Source organism: Mesorhizobium monacense (genome assembly GCF_056781675.1).
This window is the reverse complement of sequence record NZ_CM165567.1, coordinates 4,892,945-4,908,946: the sequence shown is the minus strand read 5'-3', so window position 1 is coordinate 4,908,946 and position 16,002 is coordinate 4,892,945. Positions and strand designations below refer to the sequence as shown.

Sequence of the window (16,002 nt, the reverse complement as noted above, 5' to 3'; positions counted from 1 at the left end):
TCTAGTTGATCTTCCGATAGTAGACCTTGCCGTCCGCCTGCTGGATGCGCTGGTAGGCGGGGTTTGGCGGCGGTGCAACAGCCGGGGTCCGCTTTCTCGGCGGACGCGGCATCTCGATCGCGTCCGGCTCCGCCATGTTTTCGGCAACGGCAGGGCCCTCTTCCGCGGTGCTTGTCGTGACCACCGTCGGCTCGGGCGCGCCCATGCCTTCGTCGCTGGCGGCAAGCGGCGGGTTCTGCTCGAGCCGGGCAATGCCGCGGTCGATTTCGTTGAAATTCGCCTGCAGGTCGCTGTCCAGTTTTTCGAACCGGCTCTGGAAGCCGTTGTTGATCGTATCGAGGCGGGCGCCGATGCGCTGCTCGAACTGCCCGAGCTGCTCCAGCCGGGCTTCGACGACGCGCAAATCGTTCATGCCGCGGTAGAGGTAGACGGCGGCCGTCAGGTTCACCAGGGTGACCAAAGCAGCGCCCGCGACGACGACGCCGATGGTGCCTTTGCGGCTTGGCTTGCCGGCGGCGACTTCTTGCGCGCCGAGTTCGATCGCCGGCATGTCCGGATCGCTGATCATAGTCATTCCACCACCACCTTTGCGCCCACCGCGACGCGCTTGAAGAGATCGATCACATCGGTGTTGGTAAGGCGAAAACAGCCCGATGTTCCGTCGAAGCCGACCCCCTTGGGATCGTTGGTGCCATGGATACGGTAGAGCGTGTCGCGCCCGTCCCGGGAGAGGTAAAGCGCGCGTGCGCCGAGCGGGTTGTAGGGACCGGCTGGCACCATGGCCGGCAGCTCCGGCTGGCGGGCGCGCATTTCCTTGGGCGGCCGCCATTCGGGCCATTCCGTCTTCGCGCCGACCTTGACGGTCCCGGTCCAGCCGAAGCCGTCGCGGCCGACGCTGATCTGATAGCGCAATGCCTGCCCCTGGCTGGTCACCAGGTAGAGCGCCTTCTCGTCCTTGCGGATGATGATCGTGCCGGCCTGTTCGCTGGTTGTGAAGGCGACCGCCTTGCGCAGGCTGGGGCCCATGGCCGGCAGCGGCGGGCGGTCCAGAAGGGCCGACCGGGCCTCGGCGGGACCGCAGGCCGACGCCAGTGCCAGGCCCATCATGCAGGCGCCGGTGAACCCTTGCGCGAAGCGGTGGCTAGCGAGCGGCATCGTCCAGCCGTTCCTTGAACATCAGCTTCAGATCCTTGTTGAAGCGCGCCCGCCTGTCCACCTCCAAAGGCAGGATAGCACGATTGAGCGCATCGGTCAGAAGCGCATTGTCGAGCGCGACCGATTTGATGTGCGGCGCCTTGAAGATCTTTTCCAGTTCGCTGCGCGAGAAGTGGTTCCCGAACCATTTGCGCTTGTGCTTGTTGGCGACCAGCGTGATGCTCACCTTATTGCCGCGCAATTCCCGGATCTTCTTGTAGAGCCGCTTGCCCTGGCGCAGCGAGGCGACGTTGAGCTCGAAGACGATGAAGATCTCGTCGCTCGTCGACAGCACCGAATTCTGCCAGGGCGTCTCGATGTTCGGCAGGTCGATGACGATGTCGTCGAACCGGTAGGCGACGAGGTCGAGCAGCCTGAACACGAAATCGGCGCCCTGCGGCTCGAACGGCAGCTGCGGCCGCTCGAAGGAATAGAGCGTCAGGCCGGACGGGCGCGACAGCTTGATGACGTCCATCAGCTCGACGTCCAGCCTTTCCGGCATGCCGATGATGCCGGCCAGGTCGAACTGGTTGAACTGGTTGAGATAGGCGCCGCAATTGGCGCTCTGGAAGTCGAGATCGACCAGGCAGGTCGAAGCCGCGCGCTCGGATGATTTCGACGCCAGGAATTCCGCCGCCGACAGGGCCAGCGTTGTCGCGCCGGCGCCGCCGCTGGCGCCGATGAAGGTGATGATGCGGCTCTTGGTGCCCTGGTTGCCGGTGTCGTGGAAGGTGACGGCGTTGAGCAGTTCCTTGGCGTCGAGCGGCTTGTGCAGCCAGTCCGAAGCGTTCATGCGCACCAGCGCCCGCGTCTGCTCCGATGTCAGTTCGTCGGAGACCGCGATCAGCGGCACCGTTGCCCATTTGGCGCGCGCCTCGACGATGCCCGGCTGGCCGAGCAGCTCGCCATGGCCAAAGTCGAGGATGACGATGCCGGGGCGCGTGTCGGCGGGCGGCCCCTTGAGGAAGTCGCCCGTATCGGAAATCCTGACATCGTAGATCGCCAGCGCCTCGAGCCTAGCGGTGACATCGCGCTTGAAATTCGGATCGGATGAAAACAGGGCGACCTGCTTGCGTTTTGTCGGAAGGACCTTGGTGTTGATGGCATTCATGACGCGGTACTCTTCAAATCTTCGCCCGTGACCGTACTCAGCATGGAGGGCATTGTGAGGTTTCCGTATCCGAGGCCGCCCAGAAAGAAGAACTGGAATGTAATGTTCTGAAGATTGACAGTGATGGTCGGCACTGGGCCGCCCAGGCGGGTCTGATAGCCGAGGCCGGTAGCGGAGTAGGTCACGACGACGTTGCTGCGCAGCAAGCCAGGGAAGAAGTGACACATGCCGGGTCGCTGGTTTGCCGAGAGAGGCGGGCATTCATCGTCGTTGGTGACGGCTGTGTCCCCGCGAAAGATGCGACTGAAATTGGTGGCGTCGAATGCGCCGCTGTTGGTGCAGGAGCCAGTGGCTCCGGCATAGCTGCAGGCGAACGGCCCATAGGCGCCGGCAACCACCGGAGCGCCCGGGGTCGTGGTCGGTGCGGCTGTCGCAAGCGCGGTTGCAACCGGATTGGAAATGGATGCAAGCCGGGCGCCGATCTGCACGGCCTTGGTCGCGGCATTCCACTGATATAAGGCATAGCCGAAATCGACGAAGCCGAGGGTCAAGGTGAGCAGCAGCGTCATCGCGATGGCCATTTCGACCATCGTCGCTCCGTCTTCCGATGTCACGAACCGCTTCAACATCATCAATATCGGATGAACCGCTCCTGATGGCTGGCGTTGAGCGTGATCGGGCCAATGCCGAGCAGAGAGAGCATGCCGATGCCGCCATACGCATAAGTGCCGGATGCCGTCACAACGCAGACTTGGGATGTCGTCGAGAGGTAGAGAACGACCCCGTTGACGTCGACCGTGTTGTAGCAAGTAGAAGTGTTGATGGTCACGCTTAACCCGGGAACGCGCTCAGTGCCGGTGCCGCCAACATTGCCGTGCTCGGCAATGTTTTCTGCAACGAGGGCACAGTTAATTGTCAGATTGGCTTGAGTGTAGATTTGGCTGTTGCAACGCGCGGCGAAACGCGCTGCATCGTCAAGGCCGGCTTCCATCAACAGCTTGTCATGGATGAGATTGCCGAACTCGAACACGCCAGCCGACAAAAGCAGCATCAGCGGTGCAACTATCGCCATTTCAATAAGCACCGTGCCGCGCTGGTCGCGCCTAAATCTCCGGAGATGGCGAGCTATCAGCCGAACCATTGTCGTCATCACCGGTAAAGCTGCGCTTCGTCGCGCAGGAAGTTGTCGAGAGTTCCTTGTCCGCCGCGGCCAGTAATGTCGACGAGCTCGACAAAGACCGACCCTCCCTCCGACGCACCCGGCACAGGCTCCGTCATGAAGAAACTGGCGAAGGCTTCGACGGGCAGGTTGGTGCTGTTGCCGCTCAAATTGTTGCCGGCGGCCTGAAGCGCGTTGCAGTTCAGGATCGCGCCGTAGAGTAGTCTACGGTCGACGGAGGTGACTGCCGGCTGGCACGAGCTCGGCGGGGTTCCCACCTCGCCCCCGGTCGAGGCCGTTCCGACCAGGCTATTTGCTATCTCGTGTCTGTAGACCTGGTAGCGGGTCGGCTTGGTCGTATTCCACGCAGAGGGATAGCTGGCGGAGCTGAAATTGGTGCTCCAATAGCCGGAGAGGTTCCAATCTCCGTCGCCCATTCGCCCACCCATATAGGGCGTAGCGGCATCCCGGGGCAGGCCCATATTGCCCGTTCCATTGAACGTCAACTGATTGTACTGCGGGCACTGGTTGCTATTACCGTTACCATTGCCGCTCGACGACGCTCCCTTTCGAACATTGGCGGCTGGTCCGTATACGGCACTGTTGAAGGCATTTCCGCTGGCCTCGATGCCGAAGCGGACATTGAACGCGTCCTGGACCGGGCCATTGTTCTGGCCGGTCTTGGTGCTTACGCCCTGCGCCGAATAGCAGCCGAGGGGTGTCGAGGTGGCGATTGTCTGTGCGAGTGCCTGAGCACCATTGCCGACATCATCCGGCGGTGCCAGGAAGCCGAAATTGCCCGGACCGTAGCCAGCGCCATTGCCGACCATCCGCAGTTCGATCAGCCGGCGATGAACAGCAGGATCCGTCACAGCCTGCTCGAGAGTTGCCCCGCCCGCCGAATTGGTGCCATTCACCATCTCATATGGGTTACACATGAAGACGGGGGTGTAGTTGCAGACGCCGGAGGTAAAACCGGCCACCGAGACCGTGCTGAGATTGTAGCTGGCGTCGGCAGCATTTCCCGAGGAGGCAATCGAAACGGGGAAAAACGGCGTCAAGGTCTCCGGATGTGCTTTTACCTGAATGAACCGGGTCACGATTGCCGATGCGGCATAGTTGGCTGACGTAATCGGGTCGGAGTCGTTTGCTGGAATGGAGGCGAGGAAACACCATGAAATCTGCCCTTTCGACCGGCACGCCGAATAGGTCGAGTCCACAGTGGTGGCTCCGGTCCCGGTGGTCAGCGGTACGGTGCCTCCATCCGAGAACCTGGTGCTGTTGGAAACGAGATTGGTCAGCGCGTTCTCGGCGCGTGTCCAGGCGTCGGACCGGCCGTTCAGTTCGGCCGCGGCGGCAAGAGCCAGTGCGTCGGTGCCTTTCTGCAAGTCGTTGTGCAGATTGTTCATCCGGCTCGCGTCGATCGCCAACAGCGAGAAGCCGATGATCGCCGGCAGCATGACGCTGACGAGGATCAGCGCTATGCCGCGTTGATCGTTCCAGAACGCACGAATGGTCCCCAACATGACCTTACTCTTAGCTCCCCTGGCGCCAGAACCCCCTCGTTCGCCTGGCGCGTATAAAACCGCATCCTTCTGATTAATTCGTGTTGCCGACATTGACCGTGATGTTCGGCGCCGGTGGTGGCGGTGGCGGAATCTTGTACCTTTGCGCGACACCGGCGGAGCGCGCACCGTCGCCCTCGATGGTGGTGTTCTTCGAATTCGGATTGAGCGGGTCGACCGTCTGCAGCAGCGAGTTGAATTTCTGCGCATCACCGGCTGCCAGCGTCACCGTGTCGTAGTTGTTCAGATAGTCGGCGGCGCAGCCCGTCAGCGCGCCGGCGTACAATAACAGGATCAAGAGTTTATTTTTTGACATAGAGCATCTTGTCCTTCGATTTCAGGTCCAGCATGTGGCCGTAGGGGCCGACCACGCCTTCGCCGAGTTCATACTTGCGGATCATATCCTTGTTCACTTCGAGCTGACCGAGCAGGAAGAACTCCGGGTCGTTGGCCGGCCGCGTCTTGTCGAACTGCGTCGCCAGTTGCTCGCCGGGCTTCACCGGCCGCACAAGATGCGGGGTGACGATGACGACCAGCTCGGTCTCTTCTTTCTGATTGCTCGAATTGCGGAACAGCGCGCCGACAACCGGCACCTGGCCAAGCCAGGGCACCTGTCGCTGGAGCTTGGTGTTCTTGCTCGACAAAAGCCCGCCGACCGCGAAGCTCTGTCCGTCGCGCAGTTCGACGACGGTCGACAATTTGCGGTTGGTGAAGATCGGATCGCCGGCAGTCGTAAAGCCGGTCAAGTCGCTCACTTCCGGCGCCATTATGATATGGATCTTGTCGTCGGCGAGCACGATCGGCGTGAACAGCAGATTGACGCCAAACTGCTTGTACGTGATGGTAACCCCATTGTCCTGGGTGAGGGTGCGAACCGGCACTTCGCCGCCCGCGTTGAAGCTGGCGGGCTCGCCGGAAAGCGTCGTGAGATTGGGTTCGGCCAGGGTGCGCACCACGCCCTTGTCTTCGAGCGCCTCGATGATCAGGTCAACCTTGATGTTGCTGTCGATGATTTGGGTGATCAGCGCCGCGAACGGGTTGGTGTTCGACAGCAGGCCACTGGCCAGATCTCCGGCTCCGAGCACCACCTTGTCCTTGTCAACCGCGCCAATGCCGGTTGCAAACTTGGTTGCATTGCTGCGGCCCACGAACGATACGCCGAGATCGCGGCCGGCATTGCGCTTGGCTTCGAGGATGCGGACTTCCAGGTTGACCTGCTGGCTGTCGTCGACGATGACCGAGTTGATGATGGCGTCGGGCCCGTATTGCTGGGCCACCTCCATGATGGAGGCCAGCGTTGCGCCGTCCTTGACGTGGCCGCCAAGCCTCACCTTGCCGTTGATCGAACCGATTTCGATGCGCGACTTGGGCGCCACCTGACGGATCGCCTGCGCCATGTCGCTGACGTCGACCCCGACCTCGACCTGGATGACGCCAAGCGAACGCTTGTCTTCGGAAAACAGGTTGACGGTTGTGGTGCCGGCATTCTTGCCGATGACATAGAGCGTCTTGTCGGTCATCGGCTGGGCGTCGGCGATCTTCTCGTCGCCGACGACAATGTCGCCCAGCGTCGCGTTCACCTGGATCGTCACCGATTGCGACGTGGGGATGAAGACACGGTGGACGGTGGGGTTGGACACATCGATGTTGCGGTCCGCGGCATGTGTCGCAAAGCTGAGTAGCATTGCAAAACAAGCCAAAGCGGTCGTCGCCAGTGGTCCCCAGAACGCACGCATCTACGCTACCCCCTACCGGCTGATTCGGATTCCTATCCTAATATGCCGGTATTATTTCTGTCGCGGCACATCGTATGTTTCGAGCTTTATACCTCGAAAGACACCGACTGTCGCTCGAGCCGGCGGTTCCGGCTGTACATATTTGACCACTTCCTTGACGATTTCCTTCATTTGCGGCGCAGATGCCACAGCCGGGGCTGGCTTGACCTTGCTGAGATCGTCGAGCTTGCTTCCTACCCGATCGACTGCCTGGGTCAGCCCGGCCAGCTTGTCGTCGGCGCGCTTGCGCTCGGCTGCCGCCTCGGCTTCCATAGCGGCCTGCCTGTCAAGTTCCGCCTGCCGTTTGGCGACATCCTCGGGCGTATCGCCGGTCAAGTCCGCGAGTGTGACGCGTTCTGTGGTTTCGCCGTTGCTGGCCGCAGCCTGGCGAAGCGCGAGCGACAACTGGCCTGCGCCGGCTGCCAATGTCAGCTTCTGTGCATCCTTGGTGCTGACTTCGACCGTCACGGCCTTGACCACGGTCGGGCTGTCCTTGCTCTCGTCGGCCACCTGGTCGACGGCAAGCACCTTGACGCTCTGCAGCAGCACGTCGACGAAACTCTTATCCGCCCCTCCGTCGCTGCGAACAGTGCGTGTCAACAGAACATCGACACGATCACCGGGAAAGACGAAGCCGGCAACGCCAAGCACGTCGTTGACCCTGATCGAAACGGCTTTCATGCCTTCGCTCAGCACTGCCGATAGCGTGGCGCGCTGGCCGGGGCCGGTGATCTTGGTGGCGAGAACAGGTTCGTTGGCCCCGATAGCCTGCAATGCCTGTTTCGTGCCTTCGCCGGAAAGAAGATCTTTGGTTGTCTTGAATGCGCCGACCGGAACTGCACCCACCGGCCATGCGATTTCTCGCAACTTGTCTGCGGTCAGTGTGTCACCGAATTTGAGCGGTACGCTCGCCACGACGACAGTGTCGTGCTTGACTCCGTCGGACTTCGCCAGCGCACTGCGCTGATTTGCTAGCCAGATATTGGCAAGTACCACCGCCAGTACGCCGAACACGCCGGCGAGGACGATCATGATGATTGTATTGGCGCGCATAGACCCCAAGCCCCAAATCTAGTGAATCGCCCGCCCCGGGCAAGATAGGGTCCGGACATTGCTGCCCGGACCCTGGATGGTTCTGTTATCAGCTGCCGGCGCCGCTCGAGCAGCTGCCGGGAACGCCGGTGCCGTTCATGGCAGTGCAAAGGCCGGTAAACCGTCCCGTCACCCACAGGCCGATGCCGACGATGATCAGGATAGATGCAGCGGCGATGATGCCGATCAGGATGGAATATTCGACCATAGCAGCGCCGTTTTCGTCGTCGCGGAACTGCCGGGCCATCGTCATGAGCTTCTTCATGCCAATTTCTCCCTTTGGAGGTTTGAACCCGACGAGACGAGCCTAAGGATGAACCCCATACCCAAGCATCCCCCGTCGACTTGATCTAAGGCCCGACAAAAAGCAGAGTCAAACGGGATTAACAGTTCCTTAACCTTCGAATACCTGGTTGGAAGCAAGTTCAATTTCGACAAGGGATTGATTCGATTTGTTTTTCAAGCGCCCTTAACCATTCGTTCACAATTTCGCCCCACCTGTGGCGGAAGTGCCATCATATTAGGGTGTGTGCATAGTCCTTTATATGTAAGGGTTTACCGAGACTCCGAGACGGCACATTCGCACGTTGCAGGGCGACACGTTTCGTGATGTCGGAGTTGAGGTGTGCCCCTGGATACACAGTGTTAAAATAAAACGATTTTTTTGGGGTCGCGTCTTAACTATGTTGTAAGTATTCGGCCCTCTCAGCCGCGCCCGGCGCTTGTGCCCTGCGTGGTTAACGCTTAGTTTCCGGCCTTGGGGATTCCAAGGGGGCTAGGGCGACATGTTAGGCCGCTTCATCAAGGGACCGAGTGAGCGTCAGGTCGAGCAACTGACTCCGGCGTTATTGCAGCCGGTTGCAGCGCCTGTGGCGGACATTGCGGCGAATGGCGATGAGTTTCTGACTCTCAAGGTCGAGCTGCACCGCCATCTCATCGATCGTTTCAACCTGACCGCCCTTGAAAACGCGTCCAAGGACGAAATCCTGAATGAGATCCGGCCGATCGTGCGGGAATTTGTCCGCGGTCGAAACGTGCCACTCAATGCGCGAGAGCTCGATCAACTGACCAGCGACACCGCCGACGAGATGCTTGGATTGGGGCCGATCGAACCACTGCTCAAGGACGATTCCATCGCTGATATCCTGATCAACACCCACAACCGGGTGTTCATCGAGCGCCGTGGCGTGATCGAGGAAACCGCGATCCGTTTCCGCGACGAGGCACACCTGCTGCGTATCATAAACAAGATCGTCTCGGCCATTGGCCGCCGCGTCGATGAATCCGCGCCGATGGTCGACGCGCGCCTGGCAGACGGTTCGCGCGTCAACATTGCGGTGCGGCCGATTTCGGTTGACGGCCCGCTGGTCTCGATTCGAAAATTCTCCAAGCATCCTTATTCGCTCGAGCGCCTGATCGCGTTCAATTCGATCCGTCAGCCGATGGTCGATATGCTGCGGATCGCCGTGCAGGCGCGCAAGTCGATCCTGGTTTCGGGCGGCACCGGCAGCGGCAAGACGACCTTGCTCAACGCGCTGTCCACCTACATTCCGTCTAGGGAGCGCCTGATCACCATCGAGGATGCGGCGGAGCTGCAACTGCAGCAGCCGCATGTCGGCCGGCTGGAAACTCGCCCGCCCAATGTGGAGGGAAAAGGCGAGGTTCGCCAACGTGAACTGGTAAAGAACGCACTGCGCATGCGACCCGACCGCATCATCGTCGGTGAGGTTCGCGGTGAGGAAGCCTTCGACATGCTGCAGGCCATGAACACTGGTCATGAAGGCTCGATGACCACCATTCATGCCAACACGCCGCGTGATGCGATTTCGCGCCTTGAGCAGATGGTTGGCATGGCCGGCATGCCGATGACCCATGAGTCCATTCGGGCGCAGATCGCTTCGGCCATCGACATCATCGTGCAGACGCAGCGTCTTTCCGATGGCGGCAGGCGGGTCATCTCCATATCGGAGCTGACCGGCATGGAAGGCAATGTCGTCCAACTCCAGGAAATCTATCATTTCGTTCGGCGTGATGTCGGTGCCGACGGTACGATCATCGGAGATTTCCGGGCAACCGGTGTTCGCCCGCGCTTTGCCCAGGAGGCGGCGACGCTGGGGCATCATTTTGCGAAGGATGCCTTCAATCCGCAGGCTGCGCTGTAATGCTGACCGGACAGACGTTGCTCTATTTCATCTACGTGCTGGCTGCCGCTTCGGTGATCCTTGCAGTCGAGTCTCTCTACGTGTCGTACTCGGCGCGGCGTGTAAGGCTCGGTGTCATCAATCGCCGGCTCAAGCGGCTCGGCGAGGAGGGGCCGGCGGAACAGGCCTTACAAGGTCTTTTGCGCGAGCGAGGCCTGACCTCCACCGGCGACTACCTTTTCGGAGCAATTGGTCTAAACAGGCTTTATACGCAGTCAGGCACCACTGGGAATCCAATCCTCTTTGCGGTGATCTTCCTGCTTGCGGGACTGGTTGTAGGGCTTCTCGCTACACTGGTCTTCAACCTGCAGATGGTTGTCGGGTTCATTGCCTTTCTCGTCATCGGCTTCGTGCTGCCCTTGCTGGTTCTGCGGCGAGCGCGCAACAAACGAATCCTCAAATTCGCCCGGCAACTTCCCGACTCTCTCGACATGATCGTACGGTCGCTCAGGGCCGGCCACCCGGCATCGGTGGCAATCAGCTTGGTCGCACGTGAGATGCCTGACCCGATAGGAACCGAATTCGGCATCGTGTCCGACGAGATCACTTTCGGTCTCAGCCTGGAACAGGCAGTGCGAAAGCTGTCGGAGCGGGTCGGCTTCGAGGGGTTGCATTTGCTGTCGGTGTCACTCTCTATCCAATCCAAGACCGGTGGCAACCTCACGGAAATCCTGGCCAATCTTTCGGGGGTCCTGCGTGAACGGCAAAAGCTTCGCATGAAGATCAAAGCGCTTACGGCTGAGGGGCGAGTGTCGGCCTGGATCATATCCTTGTTTCCTGTGGTGATGTTCCTGATCCTTCAGGTCACCGCGCCCGAATACTATGGAACTGTCTGGAACAATCCGCTGATGTTGCCTGCGATTACAATTTTCGGGGGTTGGGCGCTGTTGGGCGACTTCATCATGTATCGCATGGTCAACTTCGATATCTAACGGGGGCGAAGCACAGAATTGTTCGCGAACTTGCAGGACCTGGGTCTACTCATCTCCATTGCGGTCTTTCTGACCGCGGTAGCGCTTTTCCTTTTCGGAGCGCTCATCATGCTGCCGGCGCTGCAGACGCGAAAACTGGTGACGCAGAGCCTGATTGCCGAAGGCATTCCCAATCGCCGCTCCCTGCTGGGACAGGAGCAGCTTGCTAAGATCGCTGCCCAACGTCCGATCCAAGCCTATTTCCGGACTGTCGAGAAGGAGCGCGGCGAACCAAATGCGCTGGAAGCCAAGCTTTTCCGCGCCGGCTTCTATCAAGCCAGCGCGCCGGTGATCTACACCTTGTCGCGGCTCACTGTCGTGTGTCTGGGCTTCCTGGGTTGCTATGCGATTCTGTCGCAGGTTCTGCCGCCATATTTGCCGGCTTTCTTACCCTTCGTCGTCTCCGCTCTGTTCGGTCTCGCCTGCCTGGTGATTCCAAGCGTCATGCTCGACCGCTTTGAAAATGGACAGAAGAAGATCTACCGGCGCGGCTTTCCCGACTTCATGGACATGATGATCACCTGCGCCGATGCCGGCATGAGCCTGGAGGCGGCGGTCGAGCGTGTCAGCCAGGAACTGGCCGGCACCCACAAATGGCTGGGCATTCAACTCGCGATCATGAATCTGCAAATGCGCGCCGGCAAGCCGTTGCGGGATGCGTTGCGTGAACTCGCCGACCGCCTGGGACTTGAAGAGGCACGGGCTTTGGCGGTGCTTTTCAGGCAGTCGGAAGAACTTGGCACCAGCCTGACCGACGCTTTGCGGGTTTACAGCGACGAGATGCGAAGCCAGCGGATCCTAATCGCCGAGGAGCGCGCCAATTCCCTGCCGGTCAAAATGATGATCCCTTTGGGACTTTGCGTTTTTCCGGTTGTGCTTATGGTAATTCTGCTGCCTGTAATCATCCGGATGAAGGGCGTTTTCTTCTAGTTATGCGTACGCTTTGATTCTAATGTGGCGTCGGGGAATCCCTAGGGGAAGTCTATATGAGATGGCAAAATGCGGCCGCAGCCGGCCTATTGATCATGGCGATCGCCGGCTGCCAGACGGACGCCACCGACGGTGTCGTCCGCACCAACGAACCCTCCAAGGGTGACGTGACGGCTTTTGGCGATGCATTCGACGGGCTGAAGACGGTCAGCGATGTCGAATACTATGCCTCCGACCTGGCCGTCGCCGAAGCCAGGAACCAGTTCCGCGCGGAAAATTACGGCAATGCCGGCGCGCTGTTCTACAAGGCGACGCAACTGGCGCCCAATGACGGTGTTGCCTGGCTGGGCCTTGCCGCCTGCAGCGACCGCATCCGGCGCTTCGACCTTGCCGACCGGGCCTATAGCCGGGCGTTCAAGCTGATTGGCGGGACACCCGAATATTACAACAATGTCGGCTATTCCTATCTGCTGCGCGGCAAGCTGCAGGACGCGCGCACCAACTTCCTCAAGGCCTACGAGCTGGCGCCCAAGGATCCGACCGTGGCCAACAATCTGAAGCTCCTCGCCTCCAGCGTGCAGAACGTCGAGCGGTAGAGCGCCTCCATGTTGTTTGCCGCTTCGCTGCTGATGAAGGCGTTTGCGATCCCTCTGCTTGCCAGGATCGCCTGGCTCGACTTCACCACCCAGAAGATATCCAACAGCAACGTGCTGCTGCTGCTTTGCCTGGGCGCCGGCTCACTGCTGTTGTTGGCCCTACCATCCGGCTCCTGGTGGGACATGGGGCTGAGCGCGGTTGCCGGTCTCTTGCTGTTTGTCGTGCTCTTCCCGTTCTGGGTCTTACGCAAGGTCGGCGCCGGCGATGTCAAACTGATGGCGGTCATACCGTTACTTGTCGGCGGCAGCGGCCTCGTCGTGTTTTCTCTGCTGTTGATGGTGTTCGCCGTGGCCATGGCAGTGGTGATGAAAAACCCGTTTCTGCTGCCGGCAGGCGCGTTTCGGCTCTATGTCCAACACATGGACCGCAAGGGCGTCGTGCCGTTCGGCGTGCCGATTTCGGCAGCTGCGACTGGCGCTATAGCCTTCCAGATATACGGGAGTTGGATGCTGGCCAGCAGTTCTGGAGTTCTGCAGCAGCTTAACTAACTCTTGGCTGTTCGCTTAGACCCATCGCCCGCTATATCGCCAGATCATCATAGTTGCGACGATCGCCAGATAGCCGTCGGTGGCGTAGTGCCATCCGAAGTAGATCGAGCCGAACATGATAAGGCCTGCGTAGATCCAGGCGATCAAGCCGGCCCATCGGTTGAGGCTCCAGAGGAAAAGGGCGTTCAGGACAGCGATGGCAACGTGGAAACTCGGCATTGCCGAAATACCGGTACCGATCGACGCTTTGTGGGTCGTGTAGGACGAATAAAGATAGTCGGCGATGAGGAGGATGTCGGGGCCGGCATTGCTCGCCTTTAGCGACGCCATGAGGTCTTCGAACCTGTCAGACTCAAACATCCGGTCGTAGAAGATCGGCCCAGCCGAGGACACGGCCAACCTCACGATCACGCCCAGTACAATCACCACGACGGTGAGCGACAGGAAGTAGCGCTGGCGCTTCGAAGCATCGTCAAGCCAGGCTGCGGCGACGACGATGCCGGCAAGCAGAACGAACCACAGATGCGAATAAAGGACATAGAGCGCCCGATCGGCAAAGGCCGGAATTGGCAGGGCGCGCGCCCATTGCCAAGGATCGCCGAAATGCAAGGCCGCGTCGATGCTCGCCAGGATCTGATCGGCGAAGAACGGCACCATCTGCGAGAATTCGTGCTTGAAGGTTGTGAACGCAGCCAGACAAAGGATGAAGATTCCGAGCGTGCACGTCGCTCCGATGCCTCGTGACTTCAGCTTGTCCCGCAACCAGCTGAGCGGGGAGCGCGGCCGGTTGATGATGGCGGCAATGGCGAGCCCGAGCAATATCAGGAAGGGCAGCATGAGGTAGAGAAGTCTCAGCCTGTAGGTGCCCAGCGCCGCAAAATAGGTGTCGGGATAGAGGTAGGCCGCGAGCCCGGCATAGCATAGGCAGAACACTGCGAGCTTTGCGGAAGCAGAGAAGCGCGGTCGTTCCAGGGCTAGATCAGGCGCCATTTCCATTGCCGCACCGGCTTCTTCTTGACGATGGGGAGAGGCGGTGGTTCGCCGGAGACCGTCGGCCTTGGGGGCTCAAGCACCAGGCGTTCGATGAGCGCAACAGCACCTGCGCTGATCGCGCCAACAAGCGCCACAATGAAAAGCCGCCTGAGAAAGTCCAAATCAGACCCCGCTCCCGACCGGAGAATGCGACCGGTTGCACCAAAACGCAACCAACTTCCTTCGGCTGGCCCGGCCCCCTCAAAACCCCGACGTCGACTTCTCCACCAGCTTCAGCGCGCCCTTCTCGACCCGGTAGAACGGCATCGAGCGCTGGCTGGATCCATCCGCCCTGAACCTGAACAGGCCGGTCGATCCGCGGAAGCCGCTCGGGTTTTCCAGCACCTGCTTGCTGAAGCCGTCGGGACCGACGGCGCTGGCGATGCCGGCGGTCAGCGCGACCATGTCATAGGCGTAGGCGACATTGACATCCGGCTGGTAGTTGTACGTCGTCTTGAAGCGGTCGGCGATCGGCCCGGTCTCGCCCTGGTCGAGCGTGGCGATATAGGCGCTTTCGAACAGCGGATCCATCGGGTGCTCCAGCCAGCGGTCCGTTCCGATGAGCTTCGTCGTCTTGCCCGGGATGCCTTTCGATTTCAGCGCGGCAAGCAGTGGCACCGGGCTGGCGTCTCCGCTGGCGACGATGACTGCGTCCGGGGCTTCCACCAGCGAGCCCATGTCGGCGATCGCCTTGGCGCCGCCGTCGGCCAGCGAATAGGGCAGGGTGACGGCGAGCGACGCGCCATAGATGCTGAGGCTGTTGGCGACCCGCTTTTCAACGGTGCCGGCATTGGCGCCCGCCCCAACCAGCAGCACGAATTTCTTGGCGCCCTTGGCGGCGATGGCCGCGGCACCCGCCGCCGCGCTATCTGCTTCGCTGAGCCGCACGGCATAGACGCCGGGGCCGCCGGCGAAATTGTCGGCCAGCGCCAGCACCGGCGGCCGGTTCGAGCCCGACAGCTTGGCGATATGCTGCGCGGCCGGCAGTTCGCTCGGGCCGATGACGACTTTCGATCCCGTCGTGATCGCCTTGACCGCCAGGTCCTTGGCGTAGCCCGAGTCGCCGCGCGTGTCCTCGACGGTCAGCGTGAGGAGGTTGTTGCCGAGGTCGGTCATCGCCAGCCTGGCGGCGTCGAACATCTTGCGGCCGTCCTGTCCCGCGGTTCCCGGGGCCGACAGCGGCAGAAGCATGGTGATCTTGGTCGAGCCCGTGCCGAGCGACTGCGTCGCCTGCGGCGGGGCGGCGGCAGCCATGCCGGCCGGCGCATTGGGCACGGCGATCTGGGCCGGGTCGAGCGCTTCGGTCACGCTGCCTTTCGACTGACAGCCAGACAGGGTCGCCGCGAGCGCCAGCGCGATCGCCCCCAACGGCTTTTTCTTGGCTCTCATCGACTGCCGGCCGGTGTCCTGGCCTTTCCGGTCAGTTCATGTATTCGACCATGCGATCGTGAAAGCACTCGCATTTGTTGAGATAGTCTTCGTCGCGGTAGTTCGTCTTCAGGTAGCCATAGGCCTTGCCGCAGGCGACCTTGGCTTCCGATGCCCAGACGAAGGCCGGGCGGGCGGAGTGGATCCACTCCGAGCTGTTGGCGACGGCGACCGATTCGTCCATCAGCTTGACCACCTGGGTCCTGAGATCGACGATGTTTTCGGTCAGCACCAGATTGGACGTGCCCACGACGCGGCAATAGTCGCCCGTCGGCCCGTCGATGATGTCGGCGGCAAAGCCCGTCGATCCGGCCAGCAACAGCGCCGCGGTGGAAACCAGTAGTCTTGCAGAACGCTTCATCATGAATGCCCCTCCATATCCCAAATATTGGACCGTGC

General features: G+C 60.8%; 18 protein-coding genes. 5 read left to right on the top strand and 13 right to left on the bottom strand.

Going from position 1 to position 16,002, the window contains the following annotated elements:
- Position 1: 1 nt before the first annotated feature.
- The 10 genes from AC1RUK_RS23540 to AC1RUK_RS23495 all read right to left on the bottom strand — a co-directional run bounded on the left by AC1RUK_RS23540 (position 2) and on the right by AC1RUK_RS23495 (position 8,161).
- Entirely contained in the window at positions 2 to 574 is a 573-nt protein-coding gene (locus tag AC1RUK_RS23540; protein ID WP_481838728.1) for a hypothetical protein, read from the bottom strand.
- Complete coding sequence (locus AC1RUK_RS23535; protein WP_481838729.1) at positions 571 to 1,155, bottom strand: L,D-transpeptidase; 585 nt, start codon at positions 1,153 to 1,155, stop codon at positions 571 to 573. The genes AC1RUK_RS23540 and AC1RUK_RS23535 overlap by 4 nt, the downstream gene beginning before the upstream one ends.
- Positions 1,142 to 2,305, bottom strand: coding sequence for a CpaE/TadZ family protein (locus AC1RUK_RS23530; RefSeq protein WP_481838730.1), 1,164 nt, complete (start codon positions 2,303 to 2,305; stop codon positions 1,142 to 1,144). Before AC1RUK_RS23530 ends, AC1RUK_RS23535 begins: the two co-directional genes overlap by 14 nt.
- Positions 2,302 to 2,937: a TadE/TadG family type IV pilus assembly protein gene (locus AC1RUK_RS23525; protein WP_481839413.1), complete on the bottom strand. Its 636-nt coding sequence runs from the start codon at positions 2,935 to 2,937 to the stop codon at positions 2,302 to 2,304. Before AC1RUK_RS23525 ends, AC1RUK_RS23530 begins: the two co-directional genes overlap by 4 nt.
- Entirely contained in the window at positions 2,937 to 3,455 is a 519-nt protein-coding gene (locus AC1RUK_RS23520; protein WP_481838731.1) for a TadE/TadG family type IV pilus assembly protein, read from the bottom strand. Before AC1RUK_RS23520 ends, AC1RUK_RS23525 begins: the two co-directional genes overlap by 1 nt.
- A complete protein-coding gene (locus AC1RUK_RS23515) occupies positions 3,455 to 4,990 on the bottom strand; it encodes a TadE/TadG family type IV pilus assembly protein (RefSeq protein ID WP_481838732.1) in 1,536 nt (511 codons plus the stop codon). The genes AC1RUK_RS23520 and AC1RUK_RS23515 overlap by 1 nt, the downstream gene beginning before the upstream one ends.
- Before the next feature lie 73 nt (positions 4,991 to 5,063).
- Positions 5,064 to 5,345, bottom strand: a complete 282-nt coding sequence (locus AC1RUK_RS23510; RefSeq protein ID WP_481838733.1) for a hypothetical protein — start codon at positions 5,343 to 5,345, stop codon at positions 5,064 to 5,066.
- Positions 5,332 to 6,714 (bottom strand): type II and III secretion system protein family protein, encoded by a 1,383-nt coding sequence (locus AC1RUK_RS23505; protein WP_481838734.1) that lies wholly within the window; start codon positions 6,712 to 6,714, stop codon positions 5,332 to 5,334. Before AC1RUK_RS23505 ends, AC1RUK_RS23510 begins: the two co-directional genes overlap by 14 nt.
- A gap of 102 nt (positions 6,715 to 6,816) precedes the next feature.
- Positions 6,817 to 7,857 carry a Flp pilus assembly protein CpaB gene (cpaB, locus tag AC1RUK_RS23500; RefSeq protein WP_481838735.1) on the bottom strand — a complete coding sequence of 347 codons (1,041 nt, stop codon included), beginning with the start codon at positions 7,855 to 7,857 and terminating at the stop codon, positions 6,817 to 6,819.
- Between the two features lie 88 nt (positions 7,858 to 7,945).
- Positions 7,946 to 8,161 carry a Flp family type IVb pilin gene (locus tag AC1RUK_RS23495; protein ID WP_481838736.1) on the bottom strand — a complete coding sequence of 72 codons (216 nt, stop codon included), beginning with the start codon at positions 8,159 to 8,161 and terminating at the stop codon, positions 7,946 to 7,948.
- A 520-nt stretch (positions 8,162 to 8,681) separates the two neighbouring features.
- Between AC1RUK_RS23495 and AC1RUK_RS23490 the strand changes: the two genes are divergently transcribed.
- From AC1RUK_RS23490 to AC1RUK_RS23470, 5 genes are read left to right on the top strand one after another with little or no spacing between them, the layout of a single operon-like run.
- On the top strand, positions 8,682 to 10,058 hold the full coding sequence (locus tag AC1RUK_RS23490; RefSeq protein ID WP_481838737.1) for a TadA family conjugal transfer-associated ATPase: 1,377 nt from the start codon (positions 8,682 to 8,684) through the stop codon (positions 10,056 to 10,058).
- Positions 10,058 to 11,029 (top strand): type II secretion system F family protein, encoded by a 972-nt coding sequence (locus AC1RUK_RS23485; protein WP_481838738.1) that lies wholly within the window; start codon positions 10,058 to 10,060, stop codon positions 11,027 to 11,029. Before AC1RUK_RS23490 ends, AC1RUK_RS23485 begins: the two co-directional genes overlap by 1 nt.
- A gap of 18 nt (positions 11,030 to 11,047) precedes the next feature.
- A complete protein-coding gene (locus tag AC1RUK_RS23480) occupies positions 11,048 to 11,998 on the top strand; it encodes a type II secretion system F family protein (RefSeq protein WP_481838739.1) in 951 nt (316 codons plus the stop codon).
- Positions 11,999 to 12,054: 56 nt separating this feature from the next.
- Positions 12,055 to 12,594, top strand: coding sequence for a tetratricopeptide repeat protein (locus AC1RUK_RS23475; RefSeq protein ID WP_436170836.1), 540 nt, complete (start codon positions 12,055 to 12,057; stop codon positions 12,592 to 12,594).
- Between the two features lie 9 nt (positions 12,595 to 12,603).
- Complete coding sequence (locus AC1RUK_RS23470; RefSeq protein ID WP_481838740.1) at positions 12,604 to 13,143, top strand: prepilin peptidase; 540 nt, start codon at positions 12,604 to 12,606, stop codon at positions 13,141 to 13,143.
- 15 nt (positions 13,144 to 13,158) lie between these two features.
- Here AC1RUK_RS23470 and AC1RUK_RS23465 read toward each other — a convergent pair whose 3' ends face one another.
- From AC1RUK_RS23465 to AC1RUK_RS23455, 3 genes are all read right to left on the bottom strand, one after another.
- Entirely contained in the window at positions 13,159 to 14,133 is a 975-nt protein-coding gene (locus tag AC1RUK_RS23465) for a phosphatase PAP2 family protein (RefSeq protein ID WP_481838741.1), read from the bottom strand.
- Positions 14,134 to 14,376: 243 nt separating this feature from the next.
- Complete coding sequence (locus AC1RUK_RS23460) at positions 14,377 to 15,564, bottom strand: ABC transporter substrate-binding protein (RefSeq protein WP_481838742.1); 1,188 nt, start codon at positions 15,562 to 15,564, stop codon at positions 14,377 to 14,379.
- A 31-nt stretch (positions 15,565 to 15,595) separates the two neighbouring features.
- Positions 15,596 to 15,964: a hypothetical protein gene (locus tag AC1RUK_RS23455; RefSeq protein WP_481839414.1), complete on the bottom strand. Its 369-nt coding sequence runs from the start codon at positions 15,962 to 15,964 to the stop codon at positions 15,596 to 15,598.
- Between the last annotated feature and the right edge of the window lie 38 nt (positions 15,965 to 16,002).

What these genes read in the sequence shown, in the direction of transcription:
- AC1RUK_RS23540 (WP_481838728.1), bottom strand. Translation starts at nt 574, where the DNA reads ATGACTATGATCAGCGATCCGGACATGCCGGCGATCGAACTCGGCGCG.
- AC1RUK_RS23535 (WP_481838729.1), bottom strand. Translation starts at nt 1,155, where the DNA reads ATGCCGCTCGCTAGCCACCGCTTCGCGCAAGGGTTCACCGGCGCCTGC.
- AC1RUK_RS23530 (WP_481838730.1), bottom strand. Translation starts at nt 2,305, where the DNA reads ATGAATGCCATCAACACCAAGGTCCTTCCGACAAAACGCAAGCAGGTC.
- AC1RUK_RS23525 (WP_481839413.1), bottom strand. Translation starts at nt 2,937, where the DNA reads ATGATGTTGAAGCGGTTCGTGACATCGGAAGACGGAGCGACGATGGTC.
- AC1RUK_RS23520 (WP_481838731.1), bottom strand. Translation starts at nt 3,455, where the DNA reads ATGACGACAATGGTTCGGCTGATAGCTCGCCATCTCCGGAGATTTAGG.
- AC1RUK_RS23515 (WP_481838732.1), bottom strand. Translation starts at nt 4,990, where the DNA reads ATGTTGGGGACCATTCGTGCGTTCTGGAACGATCAACGCGGCATAGCG.
- AC1RUK_RS23510 (WP_481838733.1), bottom strand. Translation starts at nt 5,345, where the DNA reads ATGTCAAAAAATAAACTCTTGATCCTGTTATTGTACGCCGGCGCGCTG.
- AC1RUK_RS23505 (WP_481838734.1), bottom strand. Translation starts at nt 6,714, where the DNA reads ATGCTACTCAGCTTTGCGACACATGCCGCGGACCGCAACATCGATGTG.
- cpaB (WP_481838735.1), bottom strand. Translation starts at nt 7,857, where the DNA reads ATGCGCGCCAATACAATCATCATGATCGTCCTCGCCGGCGTGTTCGGC.
- AC1RUK_RS23495 (WP_481838736.1), bottom strand. Translation starts at nt 8,161, where the DNA reads ATGAAGAAGCTCATGACGATGGCCCGGCAGTTCCGCGACGACGAAAAC.
- AC1RUK_RS23490 (WP_481838737.1), top strand. Translation starts at nt 8,682, where the DNA reads ATGTTAGGCCGCTTCATCAAGGGACCGAGTGAGCGTCAGGTCGAGCAA.
- AC1RUK_RS23485 (WP_481838738.1), top strand. Translation starts at nt 10,058, where the DNA reads ATGCTGACCGGACAGACGTTGCTCTATTTCATCTACGTGCTGGCTGCC.
- AC1RUK_RS23475 (WP_436170836.1), top strand. Translation starts at nt 12,055, where the DNA reads ATGAGATGGCAAAATGCGGCCGCAGCCGGCCTATTGATCATGGCGATC.
- AC1RUK_RS23470 (WP_481838740.1), top strand. Translation starts at nt 12,604, where the DNA reads ATGTTGTTTGCCGCTTCGCTGCTGATGAAGGCGTTTGCGATCCCTCTG.
- AC1RUK_RS23465 (WP_481838741.1), bottom strand. Translation starts at nt 14,133, where the DNA reads ATGGCGCCTGATCTAGCCCTGGAACGACCGCGCTTCTCTGCTTCCGCA.
- AC1RUK_RS23460 (WP_481838742.1), bottom strand. Translation starts at nt 15,564, where the DNA reads ATGAGAGCCAAGAAAAAGCCGTTGGGGGCGATCGCGCTGGCGCTCGCG.
- AC1RUK_RS23455 (WP_481839414.1), bottom strand. Translation starts at nt 15,964, where the DNA reads ATGAAGCGTTCTGCAAGACTACTGGTTTCCACCGCGGCGCTGTTGCTG.